The organism is Streptomyces clavuligerus (assembly GCF_005519465.1).
GTDB lineage: Bacteria > Actinomycetota > Actinomycetes > Streptomycetales > Streptomycetaceae > Streptomyces > Streptomyces clavuligerus.
On sequence record NZ_CP027858.1, the window covers coordinates 5,080,244 to 5,098,354 of the forward strand.

Sequence of the window (18,111 nt, forward strand, 5' to 3'; positions counted from 1 at the left end):
CGGAGTCTGACCGCCGGTCGGTGGGGCGGCATGCCGGGAGCACCCGAACAGGTGGCCCGGCCCCGGGCCCGGGCGCCCCTCCCGGTCCCGGCCCGACGGCCGCCGCCGAAGGCGCTACCCGCCCGCCGCGAGGAACTGCGTCGCCGCCAGCTCCCCGTACAGCGGGTCCGCCGCCACCAGTTCGGCGTGGGTGCCCACCGCGCGGACCCGGCCCGCGTCCATGACCACGATCCGGTCGGCGAGGGTGACCGTGGACAGCCGGTGGGCGACGACCAGCACGGTCACCTCGCGGGCGATCTCCGCGACCACATCCCTGAGCGCCAGTTCGTTGACGGCGTCGAGCTGTGAGGTGGCCTCGTCCATCAGCAGCAGCCGGGGTTTGCGCAGCAGCGCGCGGGCGATGGCCACCCGCTGGCGCTCGCCGCCGGAGAGTTGGGAGCCGCGGTGGCCGACGACGGTGTCGAGTCCTTCGGGCAGCCGTTCCACGAGGGTGTCGAGCCGGGCCCGGACCAGGACCGCAGCGATCTCCTCGTCGGTGGCGCCGGGTGCCGCGAAGACGAGGTTCTCGCGGAGGGTGCCCGCGAGGACGGGGGAGTCCTGCTCGACATAGCCGATGGCGGCGCGGAGTCCGTTGACGGGCCAGTCGCGGACATCCCGGCCGTCCACCAGGATTCGGCCGCTCGTGACCTCGTAGAACCGTTCGATCAGTCCGAACACGGTGGTCTTGCCCGCTCCGGAGGGGCCCACGAACGCGGTCATGCCCGCGCCCGGCACCTCGAAGGAGACCCCGTGGTGGACCGGCGGCAGATCCTCGCGGTAGCGGAAGCCGACGTTCTCGAACGTGACCGACGCGCCCCGCTCCGCGCCGTCCCGGCCGTCCCGCACGGCGGGGACCACCGGCCCGGCGGCGGCCCCCGGGACGTCCGCTCCGGCCCCCGGCTCCCCGGCTCCCGGCTCCCCGGCCCCCGGCTCCCCGGTCTCCAGATCCTCGGTCTCCAGCCGCTCCGCCTCCACGATGCGGGCGATCGCCGCCGAGCCCTCCTGGTACTGGGTCGCCGCTTCCACCAGCTTGTTCACCGGCTCGAAGAGATAGAAGAGGAAGAGCAGGAACGCGATCAGCGTGGCCACGTCGATCGCGCCGGACGCGACGCGCGCCCCGCCGATGCCGAGCACCGCGAGGAACGACACCTGCACCGCGAGCCCCACCGACGACCAGGCCACGGACTCCCACTTCGCGGCGTGCACGCCCTGTCGCCACGCCTCCTCGGCCGCCGCCGCGATGATCTTCGTCTCCCGCTCCTCCGCGCCGGACGCCTTGAGGGTGCGGAACGCGCCGAAGGCCCGTTCCAGCCGGGTGGAGATCTGCGCCACCGCCTCCTGGGAGCGCTGGGTGGCCCGGGAGATCTGCGGCATGATCACGGCGACCGCGCCGCCGATCGTGACCAGTACCCCGAGGGTCACCCCGAGCAGCGTCAGATCCATCAGGGCCAGCATCACCAGGGTGGCGACGAGGCCGACGAGCCCGGTCGCCGCCGAGACGATCGCCTGGGTGGTCACGGCACGCAGCAGTGTGGTGTCCGAGGTGATCCGGGACATGAGGTCACCGGGCTGGGTGCGCTCCATCGCGGGCAGCCGCAGCCGCAGCAGCCGTCCGATGAGGCTGCGGCGCGCGGCGAGGACGACGGACTCGGCGGAGCGGGCCATGATGTAGCCGCCGAGCGCCTCGATGGCGGTACCGAGGACCACGAGCGCGGTCAGCCCGATCAGGACGCCGGTGATCGACTCGTCCTCGCCGAGCTGCTCCACCAGTCTCTTGGCGGCCAGTGGCTGGAGCAGCGCCGTGACGGTCCCGACGAGCGCGAAGAACGCGCCGAGCGCGACCCGCCCCCGGTGCGGGCGGAAGTGCGTGTAGAGCGCTCGCCAGGTCTCCCCGGCGGGGAGCCTGACGGCGGGGGTGTCCTTGGCTGCGGTGGTCTCGGGAGTGCTCACTCGGACAGGGACGCGAAATCCCGCCCCTCGCCTGACACGGGGCCCGTGATTTTCTCCCGGCCCGGCCGCTCCCTGTATCCGGGAAACGAACCCGGACGTTCCCTGCGTCCGGGGAAACGAACCGGGCCGCTCGTCCGGGCGGCGGACCGGGCCACGGAAGGATCAGGCGGCGCGCGCTCCGCACAGATGCAGCATCGCCGCGATCCCCCGGTACGGGTCGGTGCGCCCGGCCCGGTCCTCCGCCGCGAGGAGCCGTTCCAGTTCCTCGGCGGCGGGGAGGCCGGAGTCGGGGCCCCAGGGGGTGAAGACCTGGACGCCGTACCAGGCGTGCAGCGGGGCCGCGATCCCCGCGAGGGTGCTGGTGAGCGCGTCCAGCCGGTCGGCGCGCACCGGGCGGCCTTCGCGGTCGGTGGCGGCGGGGGCGTCCAGCGTGGTCAGCGCGCCCGTCCAGTCCCCGGCCAGGCCGGGGCCCATGGCGAGCGCACCCGCGTTCCGCACCAGCAGGGAGAGCAGACCGCCGGGCGCCAGCATCCGGGCGAGACCGGCGAGCAGGGCGTCGGGCTCCTCCGAGGTCGTCAGCACCCCGTGGCAGAGGACGACGTCGAAGCTGCCGGGGAGGAAGTGCACCCCGGTCTCCCGGAACTCCCCCTGGACCAGCCGGAACCGTTCGCGGATCCCGGCGGGCTCCGTCGCCAGTGCCTCCTGGACCCGGCGGAGTAACGCCGGGTCCGACTCCAGGGCGGTGATCTCGTGGCCCGCGCGGGCCAGCCGCAGCGCCTGGGCGCCGCGGCCCATGCCGACGTCGAGGATGCGCAGCCGCTGCCCGACCGGGTAGCGGGCCGCTATCTGCTCGTCGAGACGACGTGCCACCAGCTCCTGGCGGACGGTCTCCTGGAGCCCCCCGCCGGCCGACGGCCCGCCGTGCGGTGGGCCCGGCCGGTCGACCGCCTCGGTACTCAGGGCCGCTCTCCGCGCTTGACCTGCGGCTTGGGCAGCCGCAGTCGGCGGAGCTGGAGGGTGCGCATCAGGGCGTAGGCGACGGCGCCGCGCTTGGGCTCGTCGGGGAAGCGCTCGTTGAGCTGCTTGCGCAGCCGCAGGCCGAGGCCGATCGAGTCCACGACGATCAGGACGATCACGCCGAGCCAGATCAGCAGGGCGATGTTCTGGAGCTGGGCGGCCTGGATCATGCTCATGATGAGGATCAGGACGGCCAGCGGAAGGAAGAACTCCGCGACACAGAAGCGGGAGTCCACGAAGTCCCGGGCGAAACGGCGCACCGGACCACGGTCACGGGCGGGCAGATAGCGCTCGTCACCGCTCGCCAGCGCCTCCCGCTGCCGTGCCAGGTCGGCACGGCGGGCGTCCCGCTGTCGGCGGATCGCCTCCTTGCGGTCGAGCGGCTGGGTGGCGGCCCGGCGGCGCTGGCTCTCGGCCTCGCTGCGCTTGGGGGTGGGCCGACCCTTGGGGGCCTGGGGGTCGCGGGGGTCGGCCGCCGTCACCTTCTCGGTGGGCGCCGCCTTCTCGGTCTTGGCACGGCTACGGAACACAAAGCCCAAGGGTACGGGGTGACCGGCGGGGACCCAACGCCGGACGGGAACGATCCGGCAACACCCTGCGTCTTTCTGCACAGAACCCATGTTTTCCGGGGCGGAAAGGGTGGTATCGCCCGGCCTGCCCCGGACGACCCTCAGTGCCGTCTACTCCTTGCGCCGGATCAATGGCGGTGAGCAGTCGTTCTTGGGGATGAGCGCATCCGCGCTCGAACAGTGCGGTAATGGATGCAGGGCCCGTACTGTGGGTCTTGTTGAAGAGCTGGAGCCGGAGTCCGTCAGAAGGGGGCGCGCGAAGCCCATGAGCGGTGTCATGAAGCGTATGGGGATGATCTTCCGCGCGAAGGCCAACAAGGCCCTGGACCGGGCCGAGGACCCGCGCGAGACTCTCGATTACTCGTACCAGAAGCAGCTGGAGCTGCTCCAGAAGGTCCGCAGGGGCGTCGCCGACGTGGCCACCTCCCGCAAGCGGCTGGAGCTCCAGCTCAACCAGCTCCAGGGCCAGTCCGCCAAGCTGGAGGACCAGGGCCGCAAGGCGCTGGCGCTCGGCCGCGAGGACCTGGCGCGGGAGGCGCTGTCCCGCAGGGCCGCGCTCCAGCAGCAGGTCAGCGATCTGGAGACGCAGCACCAGACCCTCCAGGGCGAGGAGGAGAAGCTCACGCTCGCCGCCCAGCGCCTCCAGGCCAAGGTCGACGCCTTCCGGACGAAGAAGGAGACGATCAAGGCCACCTACACCGCCGCCCAGGCGCAGACCCGGATCGGCGAGGCGTTCTCCGGGATCTCGGAGGAGATGGGCGATGTGGGCCTGGCGATCCAGCGGGCCGAGGACAAGACCGCCCAGCTCCAGGCGCGGGCGGGCGCCATCGACGAGCTGCTGGCCTCCGGCGCGCTCGACGACCCGTCGGGGATGGCGAAGGACGACATCGCGGCCGAGCTGGACCGGATCTCCGGCGGCACGGACGTCGAGCTGGAGCTCCAGCGGATGAAGGCCGAGCTGGCGGGCGGCAGCGGCGCGAGCCAGCAGGCCATCGAGGGCGGCACCGAGCAGGACGCCGCCCACCGGCAGCAGACGGGTCGGCCCAACTTCGACAAGCAGTGACCCGCTGACCCACCCGCCGGGACCGGCCCGCCACCGGGCCGGAAGCGGCAACCGGGAACGGAAACCGGGACCGGCCCCGTCACCGGGCCAGAAGTGGAAGCGGAATCGGACCGGGCGCAGGGGCCCGGACCGGGAGCGAGACCGACGGACAGGCGCCCACCCGGCGCCGCCGTCCGAGCGACAGGGGCTCGTCATGATCGTACGGATCATGGGGGAGGGACAGGTGAAGCTGGCGGACAGCCACTTCGCCGAATTGAACAGGCTCGACGACGAGCTGCTGGCCGAGCTGGAGCAGGGCGACGAACCGGGGTTCCGGCGGACCCTCGCCGCGCTCCTCGCCCGGGTCCGCGAGGTCGGTGAGCCGCTGCCGGACGACGTACTGGAGCCGTCCGAGCTGATTCTCCCCGGGCCGGACGCGACCCTGGCGGAGGTCAAGGCGATGCTGGGTGACGAGGGGCTGATCCCGGGCCTGCCCGGCTGACCGCCCGCCCCATGGGCCCCGGGAGCGCCCCGGGCCTCCCTGCCCACCGCGTCCCGCCCGGGCCCCGGGCCGTCCCGGTGTGCCCGCACCGTCGCCCCGCCCGGCTCCACGCCGTAACGTCTTCCGTCGTGAATCGCTTCGCCCGCGGCTTCGCCCGCACCCGGTGCTGGTTCGGCGCCCGCCCGCTCGCCTTCGACGGCGTGCTCGCCGTCCTCTCCCTGGCCGCCATGGTCGTCGGCTCCTTCGCCGTCAACGGGGTGCACGGACCCGAGTTCGGGACCCGCACCCCCGCCGCGCGCAGTGTGGTGCTCATGGTCCTGGTCGCCGCCGCGCTGCTGTACCGGCGCAGCCACCCCCGCGGCGTCCTCGTCTTCACCAGCCTGCTGTCGGTGATCGAGCTGGGCTTCGGCGACCCCTCGGCTCCGGTCGCGATGTCCGCCGTGATCGCCCTCTACACCGTCGCCTCGCGCACCGACCGCCCCACCACCTGGCGGGTCGGCCTGATCACCATGGCCGGGCTCACCGGCACCGCCATGTTCTTCGGCTCCACCCCCTGGTACACGCAGGAGAACATCGCCATATTCGCCTGGACCGGGATGGCCTCGGCCGCGGGGGACGCCGTCCGCAGCCGCCGGGACTTCGTCGACGCCATCAGGGAACGCGCCGAACGGGCCGAGCGCACCCGGGAGGAGGAGGCCCGCCGCCGGGTCGCCGAGGAGCGGCTGCGGATCGCCCGCGATCTCCACGATGTCGTCGCCCACCACATCGCGCTCGTCAACGTGCAGGCCGGAGTCGCCGCCCATGTCATGGACCGGCGCCCCGACCAGGCGAAGGAAGCCCTGGCCCATGTCCGGGAGGCCAGCCGCTCCGCGCTCAACGAACTGCGCGCCACCGTCGGGCTGCTGCGCCAGTCCGGCGACCCCGAGGCCCCCACCGAGCCCGCCCCCGGCCTCGCCGTCCTCGACGACCTCGTCACCACCTTCCGGCAGGCGGGGCTCCCCGTCGAGGTGGCCCGCGCCGACGAGGGCGCCGCCCCGCCGTCCGCCGTCGACCTCGCCGCCTACCGGATCATCCAGGAGGCCCTGACCAACGTCCGCAAACACGCCGGTGACCAGGCCCGCGCCGAGGTCAGCGTGGTCCGCGTGGGACTGACCCTGGAGGTCACCGTCCTGGACGACGGACCCTCCGGCCGCGTCCCGGCACCGGCCGGGCCCCGGGACCCCGACGCCCCCGAGGGCGGCCACGGCCTCATCGGCATGCGGGAACGGGTCGCCGCCCTCGGCGGGCGGCTCAGCGCCGGACCCCGGTACGGAGGCGGTTTCCGGGTGCAGGCGATACTGCCCCTCACGGCACGTACGGGGGAGGACATATGACGATCAGGGTGCTGCTCGCCGACGACCAGACACTGCTGCGCAGCGCGTTCCGCATCCTGGTGGACTCCGAACCCGACATGGAGGTGGTCGGGGAGGCCGCCGACGGGGCCCAGGCCGTCACCCTCACCCGTTCCGAACGCGCCGACGTGGTCCTCATGGACATCCGGATGCCCGGCACGGACGGACTCGCCGCCACCCGCACCATCACCGCCGACCCCGCGCTCGCCGCCGTGCGCGTGATCATGCTGACCACCTTCGAGGTCGACGAGTACGTGGTCGGGGCGCTGCGCGCCGGGGCCTCCGGCTTCCTCGGCAAGGGCGCCGAACCGGAGGAGCTGCTGAACGCCATCCGGATCGTCGCCGCGGGCGAGGCCCTGCTCTCCCCGACCGCCACCAAGGGCCTGATCGCCCGATTCCTCGCCCAGGGCGGCGACGGCGCCGACGAGCAGCGGGCCGCCGCCTACGGCGAGCGGCTGAACGCGCTCACCGGGCGGGAGCGCGAGGTCCTCGTCCTGGTCGCGGGCGGTCTCTCCAACGACGAGATCGGCGAGCGCCTCGATGTCAGCCCGCTCACCGTCAAGACCCATGTGAACCGCGCGATGGCCAAACTGGGTGCCCGCGACCGCGCCCAGCTCGTCGTCACCGCCTATGAGTCGGGCCTGGTGCGACCCCGCGCGGAGTGACCTCTCCACCGGCCCGGTACGCCCCGGGTGGGCGCCGTACCGCGTGATGTACTCCAGACGCGGTATGGACCGCGTAAGGAAACGAGACCTGGGGGCGACGGGCTTCCTCTTCGGATGGCTGATCGTATAGGCGGGCACCGTACCCGCCCTGCCGCACAAGCCACAGAAGAGAGAACCCATGTCCTGGCTGTCGAAGTTCAGCCTGTTACACAGAACGCTCGTCGGGCTGATGTCGATCGTGGCGATCGTCTTCGGCGCGATCGCGATACCCCAGCTCAAACAGCAGCTCCTGCCCTCCATCGAGCTGCCCGTCGTCTCGATCGTCGCCCCGTACGAGGGCGCCTCCCCCGAGGTGGTCGAGAAGCAGGTCGTCGAACCCCTCGAAAGCAGCCTGGAAGCCGTCGACGGCCTCAAGAGCGTCACCGCCACGGCGAGCGAGGGCAACGCCGTGATCATGGCCGGTTTCGACTATGGGAACGTCAGCACCAAACAGCTCGTCGCCGATGTGCAGCAGGCCGTGAACCGGGCCCGCGCCCAGCTCCCCGACACCGTCGACCCGCAGGTCTTCGCGGGCTCCACGGACGACATCCCGACCGTCGTCCTCGCCGCCTCCTCGGACCAGGACCCGCAGACCCTCGCCGACCGGCTGGAACGCGTGGTCGTCCCCGTCCTGGAGGACATCGACGGCGTCGGCCGGGTCACCATCGACGGGGAACGCGAACTCCAGGTCTCCGTCACCCCCGACGGGACCCGGCTCGCCCGCGCCGGACTCACCACCGCGGCCCTCGCCGAGGCGCTGCGCGCGGGCGGCGCCACCGTCCCCGCCGGAGGCTTCAGCGAGGACGGCAGGAACCGCACCGTCCAGGTCGGCGGCGGCTGGACGGAGCTGCGGCAGATCGAGGAGCTGCGGATCGCCCCCGCACCGCCCGCCAAGGGCGGCCCGGTACGCCTCGGCGACATCGCCACCGTGCGGCAGGAGCCCGCCCCCGCGGTCGCCCTCACCCGCACCAACGGCAGGGCCAGCCTCGCTCTCCTCGTCACCATGGACAACAACGGCAGCGCCGTCGCCATCTCCGACGCCGTCGCGGAGGAACTGCCCTCCCTCCGCCGGGACCTGGGCGCGGGCGCCGAGCTGTCCGTCGTCTCCGACCAGGGGCCCGCCGTCTCGAAGGCGATCTCCGGACTGACCACCGAGGGCGGCCTCGGCCTGCTCTTCGCCGTGGTCGTGATCCTCGTCTTCCTGGTCTCGCTCCGCTCCACCCTGGTCACCGCGGTCTCCATCCCCCTCTCGATCGTCCTCGCGCTGATCGTGCTGTGGACCCGCGACCTCTCGCTCAACATGCTCACCCTGGGCGCGCTGACCATCGCGATCGGACGGGTCGTCGACGACTCGATCGTGGTCCTGGAGAACATCAAGCGCCATCTCGGCTACGGCGAGGAACGGCAGAGCGCCATCGTCACCGCCGTGAAGGAGGTCGCCGGAGCGGTCACCGCGTCCACCCTCACCACCGTCGCCGTCTTCCTCCCGATCGGACTGGTCGGCGGCATCGTCGGCGAGCTGTTCGGAGGCTTCTCGCTCACCGTCACCGCCGCGCTGCTCGCCTCCCTGCTGGTGTCGCTGACCGTGGTGCCGGTGCTGTCGTTCTGGTTCCTGCGCGCCCCCAAGGACGTCCGGGGCAAGGACCCGGAGGAGGCCCGCCGGATCGCGGAGGAGAAGGAGGGCCGCAGCAGGCTCCAGCGCGGCTACATCCCGGTGCTGCGCTTCGCGACCCGCCGCCGGGTCACCAGTCTGCTGATCGCCTTCGCGATCCTGATCGGCACCTTCGGCCTCGGCGGGCTGCTGCGGACGAACTTCTTCGACCCCGGCGAGCAGGAGGTGATGTCGATCAGGCAGCAGCTCCCGCCGGGCACCGGCCTCGACGCCTCCGACGCCGCCGCCCGGAAGGTCGAGAAGGTCCTCGACGGCATCGACGAGATCGAGACCTACCAGGTCACCGTCGGCTCCTCCGGTCTGATGGCCGCCTTCGGCGCGAGCACGGGCACCAACCGGGCCTCGTACCAGATGACGCTCAAGGACGCCGGGGAGTACGAGCGGGTCCGCGACCGGATCGAGGACGGGCTGACGAAGCTCGACGGCATCGGCGACACCACCGTCTCGATGGGCGACGGCCTCGCCAACCAGGATCTGAAGGTCGTGGTGAAGGCCGCCGACCCCGCCACCCTGGAGCGGGCGACCGAAGCGGTGCGCCAGGAGGTCGCCGGGCTCGACGACGTCGACGACGTGGAGAGCGACCTCGCGCAGAGCGTCCCCCGGATCGCGGTCCGCGGCACCGCCCGCGCCGCCGGGGCCGGATTCACGGAGGCCACCCTCGGTATGGCGGTCGCCCAGGCCGTCCGGGGCACCCCCTCCGGCAAGGCGGTCCTCGACGACACCGAACGCGATGTCGTGATCACCTCGGCGAAGCCCGCCCGCACCCTCCAGGAGCTGCGGAACCTGCGGATCGGACCGGCGCGGCTCAGCGACATCGCCACCGTGGAGCTGAAGCCCGGACCGGTCTCCCGGACCCGGATCGACGGCTCCCGCGCCGCCACCGTCACCGCCCGGCCCACCGGGGACAACACCGGCGCCGTCAGCAGCAGGCTCCAGTCCGCGATCGCCTCCCTGGACCTGCCCAAGGGCGCCGAGGCGTCCATCGGCGGGGTCTCCGAGGACCAGGAGGAGGCGTTCACCGCGCTCGGCATCGCGATGCTGGCGGCGATCGCGATCGTCTTCATGCTGCTCGTCGCGGCCTTCCGCTCCCTGGTCCAGCCGCTGATCCTGCTGGTCTCCATCCCCTTCGCCGCGACCGGCGCGATCGGGGGCCTGCTGGTCACCGACACCGCGCTGGGCGTCCCCGCGCTGATCGGCATGCTGATGCTGATCGGCATCGTGGTCACCAACGCGATCGTGCTGATCGACCTGATCAACCAGTATCGGGCCCAGGGGCACGGCGTGGTCGACGCCGTGATCGAGGGCGGTCGGCACCGGCTGCGCCCGATTCTCATGACCGCGCTGGCGACGATCTTCGCCCTGCTGCCGATGGCCCTCGGCGTCACCGGCGAGGGCGGCTTCATCGCCAAACCGCTCGCGGTCGTCGTGATCGGCGGTCTGCTCACCTCCACGCTGCTCACCCTGCTGCTCGTGCCGACGCTGTACGCGATGGTCGAGCTGCGCAAGGAGCGGCGCGCCGCGAGGAAGGCGGCGAAGCGGGCCGCCGGGGAGGCGCCCGGGGAGACGCCGGAGAGGGTTTCCGGGGAAGCCGGGCCCGCCGGAGCCTGACCCCCGGACCCCAGTACCGGGCCCGCCGGGCCCGAGGCGTCCGCCCCGGCCTCGGACCCGCCCGGCCCGAGGCATCCGCCCCGGTACCGCGGGCTTCCCCCGGTACCGGGCATCCCCGGCCCGGCCCCGTGTGTACGGGCCCGGGCCGGGGGCCCTTTCCGCCACGATGGGCCCATGACGACTTTCGCCCTGATCCCCGGCGCCGACGGCCGCGCCCGGTACTGGCACCGGGTGGTGCCCGAGCTGACGGCCCGGGGCCATCGCGCCGTCACCATGGATCTGCCCGAGGACCCGCACGCGGGCCTGGGGGCGTACGCGGAACTGGTCGTCGGAGCCGTCGGCAGCCCCCCGTACCCCGGCGGTCTTGTCCTGGTGGCCCAGTCGCTGGCCGGGTTCTTCGCCCCGCTGGTCGCGGAGCTGCTGCCGGTGGACGGGATCGTCCTCGTCAACGCGATGGTGCCGGAGCCCGGGGAGACAGCGGGGGAGTGGTGGGACGACACCGGTCAGCCCGCCGCCCGCCGGGCCTTCGCCGTGGCGCAGGGACGGGACCCGGACGCGCCCTTCGACCTCCGGACGGACTTCTTCCACGATGTGCCCGAGGAGATCACGGCCGAGGCCCTGGCCGCCCCGGCGAGCGGCCCGTCGGACGCCCTGTTCGCGGACCCCTGGCCGCTGCTCTCCTGGCCGGACGTCCCCACCCGCTTCCTCCAGGGGCGCGAGGACCGGTTCTTCCCGCTTGCCTTCCAGCGCCGGGTGGTCCGGGACCGGCTGGGCCTCGCGGTGGAGGAGATCCCCGGCGGCCATCTGCCCGCCCTGAGCCGTCCCGTGGAGCTGGCGGACCGCCTCTGCGCACCGCGCACGGCCTAGGGAGACCGCCCGCGGGTCGGCAGAGGGGCGCCCCTCTGCCGACCCGCGGCGGCAGCGGCGCGCGCTACGGCAGCGCGAGCATCCGCTCCAGCGCCAGCTTGGCGAAGCTCTCCGTCTCCGGGTCCACCTGGATACGGTTGACCAGCGCGCCGTCGGCCAGCGACTCCAGCGTCCAGACGAGGTGCGGCAGGTCGATCCGGTTCATCGTGGAGCAGAAGCAGACCGTCCGGTCGAGGAAGACGATCTCCTTGTCCGGGTGGGCGTTCGCCAGTCGGCGCACCAGGTTCAGCTCGGTGCCGATGGCCCACGTGGAGCCCGCGGGCGCCGCGTCCAGCGCCTTGATGATGTACTCCGTCGAACCCACCTGGTCCGCCGCCGCCACGACCTCGTGCTTGCACTCGGGGTGCACCAGCACCTGGACACCGGGAATCCGGGCCCGTACATCGTTCACGGAGTCCAGCGAGAAGCGGCCGTGCACCGAGCAGTGCCCGCGCCACAGGATCATCTTCGCCGCGCGGAGCTGCTCCACGGTGAGCCCGCCGCCCGGCTTGTGGGGGTTGTAGACCACGCAGTCGTCGAGGGACATCCCCAGGTCCCGGACGGCGGTGTTGCGCCCGAGGTGCTGATCGGGCAGGAAGAGCACTTTCTGGCCCTGCTCGAACGCCCAGTCCAGCGCCCGCTTCGCATTGGAGGAGGTGCAGATCGTGCCGCCGTGCTTGCCGGTGAACGCCTTGATGTCGGCCGAGGAGTTCATGTACGAGACGGGCACGACCTGCTCGGCTATGCCCGCGTCGGTCAGCACGTCCCAGCACTCCGCCACCTGCTCGGCGGTGGCCATGTCGGCCATGGAGCAGCCCGCGGCGAGGTCCGGCAGCACGACCTTCTGGTCGTCGGAGGTCAGGATGTCCGCGGACTCGGCCATGAAGTGCACGCCGCAGAAGACGATGTACTCGGCCTGCGGCCGGGCGGCGGCGTCCCGCGCCAGCTTGAAGGAGTCGCCGGTGACATCGGCGAACTGGATGACCTCGTCACGCTGGTAGTGGTGGCCGAGGATGAAGACCTTCTCCCCCAGCCTCTCCTTCGCCGCACGGGCGCGCGCCACCAGGTCCGGATCGGACGGGGAGGGCAGATCGCCGGGACACTCCACTCCGCGCTCACTGCGGGGGTCGGCCTCCCGGCCGAGCAGCAGCAGGGCCAGCGGGGTCGGCTGGACGTCCAGCGGCTCCGTACGGGGCTGGGCGGCGGTCACCACACCACACCCTTTCTCTTGCAACTCTTGCGACGCAGACTTTTCGTCTATTTGACGCTATTATCATAACGGCTTCACGTCACTTTGACGATGGCCATAGCGTCGATGTGACGCATCCCCGCCCGCCCGGTCGTGTCCCGCCGACCGGGCGGTGTGCGAGCATGAAGAGGAAAGAACGCCACGGCCCGGAATGAAACCGCGGCGACACTGGTTGCACGGGTCGGCAAGCAGTCTCCGTACCTCCCCCTGCCTCTGGTGGGGAGACCCATCCCGGGAGTGATGAAGCAGATGTCCGTATCGGACGAGACCACCACGGTGAACGACGGCATCCTCCTCTCCGACGCCGCGGCCGCCAAGGTCAAGGCCCTGCTCGACCAGGAGGGCCGGGACGATCTGGCGCTGCGCGTCGCGGTTCAGCCCGGTGGCTGCTCCGGCCTGCGCTACCAGCTCTTCTTCGACGAGCGCTCCCTCGACGGCGATGTCGTCAAGGACTTCGACGGCGTCAAGGTCGTCACCGACCGGATGAGCGCGCCCTACCTGGGCGGCGCCTCCATCGACTTCGTGGACACCATCGAGAAGCAGGGCTTCACCATCGACAACCCGAACGCCACGGGTTCCTGCGCCTGCGGCGACTCCTTCAACTGAGCCACGCGCGGCCGACCCCGTACGGCCGGCCCCCCGCACCGCTGGTTTCCGCGCCCTGAGCGCACGGTGAAGGCGGCGACCCGACGACCGGGTCGCCGCCTTCAGCCGTTGCGCGGGCGGGCGGGCGCTCAGCTCCGGGCGAGCGCCTTCCCCGTCGCGGCGTCCACGACCTTCCGGTCACCCAGCGGCTGCCGGAGCGTCACCGGCACCCGGTGGTCCTTCGCCAGGGCGACACAGGCCGTTCCCGGGGCGGGCTCCGGCTCCTCGATCCGCACCAGCACCCGGTCGCCGCTCTCCCGCGCGGTGACCTCCGGCTCGCCGCAGACCCCGCCCCAGAAGCCCACCGTCAGCGTCCGTCCCGACGCGCGGTACGAGGGATGGGCCGCGGTGGCGGGCTGCTCCGGCTCCCGCGCGGCCGGCGGCTCGACGGGCCGCTCCACGGGCGGAGCCGGCACGGGCGCGGCGGCGGGCTGCCCCGGCCAGGACTCCGAAGCGGGCTGCGCCACGGTGTACGGCGCGGCCCCCGCCGCCGTCGGCTCCACCCGGAACAGCCAGGACGGCACCAGGGCGGCCGTGCCCCGCGGATACTGGAGCGACAGGCCGAACTCCACCGAGTCCACCGTCACCGTCCGGGGCGCGGCCGGGGGCCGCTCCCTGGCGCAGACCACCTCCGGCTCCCCGGGCTTCTCCCCCTGACCGGTCAGCGGGAGATCGGTGGCGCAGACCCCGCAGGGGACCGTCTTCGCCTTCGGTGCCGTCTGCGCGGGCCGCCCGTTCTCCCGCGGCAGATCGGTGGCGCACCCGGACGGGGCGATGACGAGGGACGCCGCGTTCAGCCGTGCCAGCGCCGTCGCGGCGCCGACCACCTTCTCCTCGGCGCCCTTCACCGGGGCGGCCAGCATGCCCGACCCGCTGAGCACCGTGCCGTCCGGGCCGATCCCGAGCACCGTCGACCAGCCGTGCGTCGGCAGACCGCCCACCACCGGGTCGGCGGTGACGATCCGGGTCGAGCCGACCACCTGCCGCGCGGACAGGGCCGACCGCTCCAGGCCGAACCCCTTCAGCACCCGCAGGGCCGCCTCCTTCGCCACCCGTTCGCCCGGCGCGACCGCACCGTCCCCGCCGCCCGTCGCCGCCGTCCCGGACGGGCCGTCCGCCGATCCGCCGCAGCTCGCGCCCTTGCGGCAGTCGTCGGGGCCGGTCGCGGCGCCGAAGGAGCTGTACCACCAGCTCCCCGGGGCCGCCTTCTGCACCCGCAGGGTCGGTTCCGCGCCGTCCTTGCCCGCGCCGATCACCCACTCGTCCCCCGAGGAACGGGGCGCCGTGTCGGCCATCCCCAGCAGATGCGCGAGCCGGGCCACCCGCTCGTCCGTCACGGACCCCTCGGCGCGGTACGGGGCGGACCGGTCCGGGCCCTTCGGCAACTCGCCCCGGACCTGGTAAACCGTTCCTCCCGAAGGGGCCGGCTCACCCGGCGCCACCCCGGAACCGGGGGCCGGGGGCACCGAGAGCGCGGGCGGCGGAGCGGTGGATTCCGTCTGTGTCCTGCCTGTCCCGTCCGTCCCGTCCGTCCCGTCCGTCCCGTCCGCGCCGCCGCGGGCCCGCTGCTCCGTCCCGGCGCTCCCGGCGTTCGGGCCGGACGCGGCGATATAGGTCCCCGCCCCGCTCACGGCGAGGACCACCGCCACCACGGAGACGACGAGCGGCGCACGCCGCCGCCTGCCACCGCTCCGTCCGCCGCCGCCCGGGTGTGTCGTCGTCCTCTCGCTGTCGCTGTTCACCGGAACGCTCCTTCCCTCCCGCCCCCGCGGCGCGTGGGCACCGATGGGACGGAACGGAGGCGCGGACGGTTCCGCACGGCCGGAAGCCGCGGAACGGGAACGGGCCTCGCACGCGAGGGACCTCGCACGGGACCTCGCGCACAACGGCAGGGCGGACGCGGACGCGGACCGGCGTACGGACCCGGGCTCAGCCGCCGTACTCGGGCATCGAGCCGATCAGCCGGGCGGAGGCGGCGGGCACGGTCACCCCGCGGATGCGGGACGGGGAGACCGGGGCCGCGGCGGGCTCCGGGGGCACCACCCAGTGCGGGGCCATCCGGACGCAGTCGCTCCGCAGCCGTTCCAGGGTCGGCTCGGCGTCCTGCGAGGGACGGGTGTTCCGCGAGTGATGGGCGTTCCGCGAGGGACGGGGGTCCAATGCGGAGCGGGGCCAGACAGACGGGCCGGACGGGAGAGAAGGGGCGGAACTGCTCATATCCGCACCGTACGCACCAGGCGGTGCAGCAGAAACCCCTACTATCGGGTAGTTTCGGATACTGCTCCACGTCTGGGACCAGGTAGCGTGGAGTGTCCTTTATACAGCTATACCGCCTTACCGGGAGCACCCACCCGTGCGCATCGCAGTCACCGGCTCCATCGCCACCGACCACCTCATGACCTTCCCCGGCCGCTTCGCGGACCAGTTGGTCGCCGACCAGCTGCACACGGTGTCGCTCTCCTTCCTGGTCGACACGCTCGATGTGCGCCGGGGCGGGGTCGGAGCCAATATCTGCTTCGGCATGGGCCAGCTCGGCACCCGCCCGGTCCTGGTCGGCGCCGCCGGTGCCGACTTCGACGAGTACCGCGCCTGGCTGGACCGCCATGGCGTGGACACCGGCTCGGTCCGTATCTCCGAGGTGCTGCACACCGCCCGCTTCGTCTGCACCACGGACACCGACCACAACCAGATCGGCTCCTTCTACACCGGCGCCATGAGCGAGGCTCGGCTGATCGAGCTCCAGTCGGTCGCCGAGCGGGTCGGCGGACTCGACCTGGTCCTCATCGGCGCCGACGACCCCGAGGCGATGCTCCGCCACACCGAGGAGTGCCGCTCCCGGAACATCCCGTTCGCCGCCGACTTCTCCCAGCAGATCGCCCGGATGAGCGGGGACGAGATCCGGATACTGCTGGACGGCGCCGCCTATCTCTTCTCGAACGAGTACGAGAAGGGGCTCATCGAGAACAAGACCGGCTGGAGCGACGCGGAGATCCTCTCCCGCGTCGGCCACCGGGTCACCACCCTCGGCTCGCGGGGCGTGCGCATCGAGCGCGCGGGCGAGGACCCGATCGAGATCGGCTGCGCGGAGGAGGAGGCCAAGGTCGACCCGACCGGTGTCGGCGACGCCTTCCGCGCGGGCTTCCTGTCCGGCCTCTCCTGGGGTGTGGGCCTGGAACGGGCGGCCCAGGTCGGCTGCATGCTCGCCACGCTGGTCATCGAGACCCTGGGAACCCAGGAGTACACCCTGCGCCGCGCCCACTTCATGGAGCGCTTCGTCAAGGCGTACGGCCCGGACGCGGGCGCCGAGGTCCAGCAGTTCCTGGCCTGAGCACCCGACAGCTCCGTCCGGCCGGACGCGCGCGAACACGGTGGGGGCCCGCACCCGGTGCGGGCCCCCACCGCCGTTCCCGGACCGGCCCCCGGGTCAGATCAGACGCCGCACCACATACGCCGAGCCCCGCTCCCGCTTCTCCTCCCCGGCATACCCCTGCCCCCGCATCCCGCACCACGCCGGGATGTCCAGCCGGGCCGCCTCGTCGTCCGACAGCACCGTCACCGTCTCCCCGACCGGGACGTCCCCGATCACCTTCGCCAGCTCGATCACCGGGATCGGGCACCGCTTGCCCAGCGTGTCCAGCACCAGCCCGGCGGTCCGCGCCGCCGGGCCCGCCGCCGGAGCCGTCGGCGCGCCCAGCCGCTCCCGTACCGAGGCGACCACCCCGGGCAGCACCGCGAGGAAGCGCTCCACCTCGTCGCCGGAGGCCCCCGCGCCCAGCGAGATCCGGACATTGCCCTCGCTCAGCACCCCCATCGCCCGCAGCACATGGCTCGGCGTCAGCGTGCCGGAGGTGCACGAGGAGCCCGAGGACACGGAGAAGCCCTCCCGGTCCAGCGCGTGCAGCAGCGCCTCGCCGTCGACATAGAGACAGGAGAACGTGACGAGGTGCGGGAGCCGCCGCACCGGGTCGCCCACCACCTCCACATCCGGGACCAGCTCCGGCACCCGGGTCCTGATCAGGTCCACCAGCGCCCGCAGCCGGGCCGCGCCCCCGGCCGCCTCCGCCCGGACCGCCCGCAGCGAGGCCGCCGCGGCCACGATCGCCGGAATGTTCTCGAAGCCGGGGGAACGTCCCGACTCCCGCTCGTCCGCCGGTTCCCCGGGAGCGAAGCGCACCCCCTTGCGGACGGCCAGCAGCCCCACCCCGGCGGGCCCGCCCCACTTGTGGGCGCTCGCCGTCAGCAGCGACCAGTCCCCGTCCACCGGACCCCACGCCAGCGACTGCGCCGCGTCCACCAGCAGCGGCACCCCGGCCGCCCGGCACAGCTCGGCGGCCTCGGCCACCGGCTGCTCCGTGCCCACCTCGTGATTGGCCGACTGGAGGCAGGCCAGCGCGGTGTCCCCGGTCAGCGCGGCGGCGAAGACCTCGGGGTCCACCCGGCCCGTGCGGTCCACCGGGACCTCGGCCGCGTCCTCGCCCGCCGCGTACAGCACCGAGGAGTGCTCGACCGCCGAGACCACCACCCGGCCGCCGATCCGCCGCCGCCCGGCCCGCGCGCCCCGCACTCCCAGATGCACCGCACGCGTCCCCGAAGAGGTGAAGACGAGTTCGTCGGGGCGGCAGCCCACGGCGTCCGCCGCCGTCTCCCGGGCGGCGTCCAGGAGCAGCCGGGCCCGCCGCCCCTCGCGGTGGAGCCGGGCGGGATCGGCCCACCCCTCGTCCAGGGCGGCCAGCAGGGCCTGCCGGGCCACGGGGTGCAGGGGGGCGGAGGAGGCGACATCGAAGTAGGACACGCCGCCACGCTAATACCCTCCGGGC

General features: G+C 73.1%; 15 protein-coding genes. 8 read left to right on the forward strand and 7 right to left on the reverse strand.

The genetic code is table 11. The features are described 5' to 3' along the window. Nucleotides 1-114: 114 nt before the first annotated feature. The 3 genes from CRV15_RS21395 to CRV15_RS21405 all read right to left on the reverse strand — a co-directional run bounded on the left by CRV15_RS21395 (nucleotide 115) and on the right by CRV15_RS21405 (nucleotide 3,536). On the reverse strand, nucleotides 115-1,989 hold the full coding sequence (locus CRV15_RS21395; protein ID WP_003955660.1) for an ABC transporter ATP-binding protein: 1,875 nt from the start codon (nucleotides 1,987-1,989) through the stop codon (nucleotides 115-117). 162 nt (nucleotides 1,990-2,151) lie between these two features. After that, nucleotides 2,152-2,859, reverse strand: coding sequence for a class I SAM-dependent methyltransferase (locus CRV15_RS21400; RefSeq protein WP_003955659.1), 708 nt, complete (start codon nucleotides 2,857-2,859; stop codon nucleotides 2,152-2,154). A gap of 86 nt (nucleotides 2,860-2,945) precedes the next feature. After that, entirely contained in the window at nucleotides 2,946-3,536 is a 591-nt protein-coding gene (locus CRV15_RS21405; RefSeq protein WP_009995950.1) for a DUF3043 domain-containing protein, read from the reverse strand. A gap of 304 nt (nucleotides 3,537-3,840) precedes the next feature. Between CRV15_RS21405 and CRV15_RS21410 the strand changes: the two genes are divergently transcribed. The 6 genes from CRV15_RS21410 to CRV15_RS21435 all read left to right on the forward strand — a co-directional run bounded on the left by CRV15_RS21410 (nucleotide 3,841) and on the right by CRV15_RS21435 (nucleotide 11,361). Next, on the forward strand, nucleotides 3,841-4,638 hold the full coding sequence (locus tag CRV15_RS21410; protein WP_009995949.1) for a PspA/IM30 family protein: 798 nt from the start codon (nucleotides 3,841-3,843) through the stop codon (nucleotides 4,636-4,638). A gap of 193 nt (nucleotides 4,639-4,831) precedes the next feature. Next, entirely contained in the window at nucleotides 4,832-5,119 is a 288-nt protein-coding gene (gene pspAA / locus CRV15_RS21415; protein ID WP_003955654.1) for a PspA-associated protein PspAA, read from the forward strand. Nucleotides 5,120-5,247: 128 nt separating this feature from the next. Beyond that, nucleotides 5,248-6,492 (forward strand): sensor histidine kinase, encoded by a 1,245-nt coding sequence (locus CRV15_RS21420; protein ID WP_003955653.1) that lies wholly within the window; start codon nucleotides 5,248-5,250, stop codon nucleotides 6,490-6,492. Further along, nucleotides 6,489-7,175, forward strand: coding sequence for a response regulator (locus CRV15_RS21425; RefSeq protein WP_003955652.1), 687 nt, complete (start codon nucleotides 6,489-6,491; stop codon nucleotides 7,173-7,175). The genes CRV15_RS21420 and CRV15_RS21425 overlap by 4 nt, the downstream gene beginning before the upstream one ends. Before the next feature lie 178 nt (nucleotides 7,176-7,353). Next, complete coding sequence (locus CRV15_RS21430) at nucleotides 7,354-10,494, forward strand: efflux RND transporter permease subunit (protein WP_003955651.1); 3,141 nt, start codon at nucleotides 7,354-7,356, stop codon at nucleotides 10,492-10,494. Nucleotides 10,495-10,668: 174 nt separating this feature from the next. Next, entirely contained in the window at nucleotides 10,669-11,361 is a 693-nt protein-coding gene (locus tag CRV15_RS21435; protein ID WP_003955650.1) for an alpha/beta fold hydrolase, read from the forward strand. A 64-nt stretch (nucleotides 11,362-11,425) separates the two neighbouring features. On the opposite strand, the gene nadA is transcribed toward CRV15_RS21435, so the two are convergent. After that, nucleotides 11,426-12,610 carry a quinolinate synthase NadA gene (gene nadA, locus CRV15_RS21440; protein ID WP_003955649.1) on the reverse strand — a complete coding sequence of 395 codons (1,185 nt, stop codon included), beginning with the start codon at nucleotides 12,608-12,610 and terminating at the stop codon, nucleotides 11,426-11,428. A gap of 288 nt (nucleotides 12,611-12,898) precedes the next feature. On the opposite strand from nadA, the gene CRV15_RS21445 reads away from it, so the two are divergent. Continuing rightward, nucleotides 12,899-13,255: a HesB/IscA family protein gene (locus CRV15_RS21445; RefSeq protein WP_003955648.1), complete on the forward strand. Its 357-nt coding sequence runs from the start codon at nucleotides 12,899-12,901 to the stop codon at nucleotides 13,253-13,255. 128 nt (nucleotides 13,256-13,383) lie between these two features. Here CRV15_RS21445 and CRV15_RS21450 read toward each other — a convergent pair whose 3' ends face one another. Further along, nucleotides 13,384-15,036, reverse strand: a complete 1,653-nt coding sequence (locus tag CRV15_RS21450; protein WP_009995946.1) for a hypothetical protein — start codon at nucleotides 15,034-15,036, stop codon at nucleotides 13,384-13,386. A gap of 187 nt (nucleotides 15,037-15,223) precedes the next feature. Further along, a complete protein-coding gene (locus CRV15_RS21455) occupies nucleotides 15,224-15,454 on the reverse strand; it encodes a hypothetical protein (protein ID WP_003955645.1) in 231 nt (76 codons plus the stop codon). A gap of 193 nt (nucleotides 15,455-15,647) precedes the next feature. On the opposite strand from CRV15_RS21455, the gene CRV15_RS21460 reads away from it, so the two are divergent. Continuing rightward, nucleotides 15,648-16,622 carry a carbohydrate kinase family protein gene (locus tag CRV15_RS21460; RefSeq protein WP_003960220.1) on the forward strand — a complete coding sequence of 325 codons (975 nt, stop codon included), beginning with the start codon at nucleotides 15,648-15,650 and terminating at the stop codon, nucleotides 16,620-16,622. A gap of 96 nt (nucleotides 16,623-16,718) precedes the next feature. Here CRV15_RS21460 and CRV15_RS21465 read toward each other — a convergent pair whose 3' ends face one another. Beyond that, the gene (locus tag CRV15_RS21465; protein WP_003955642.1) at nucleotides 16,719-18,086 is read right to left on the reverse strand and encodes a cysteine desulfurase/sulfurtransferase TusA family protein; all 1,368 of its coding nucleotides are present in this window, start codon (nucleotides 18,084-18,086) and stop codon (nucleotides 16,719-16,721) included. Nucleotides 18,087-18,111: the final 25 nt, after the last annotated feature.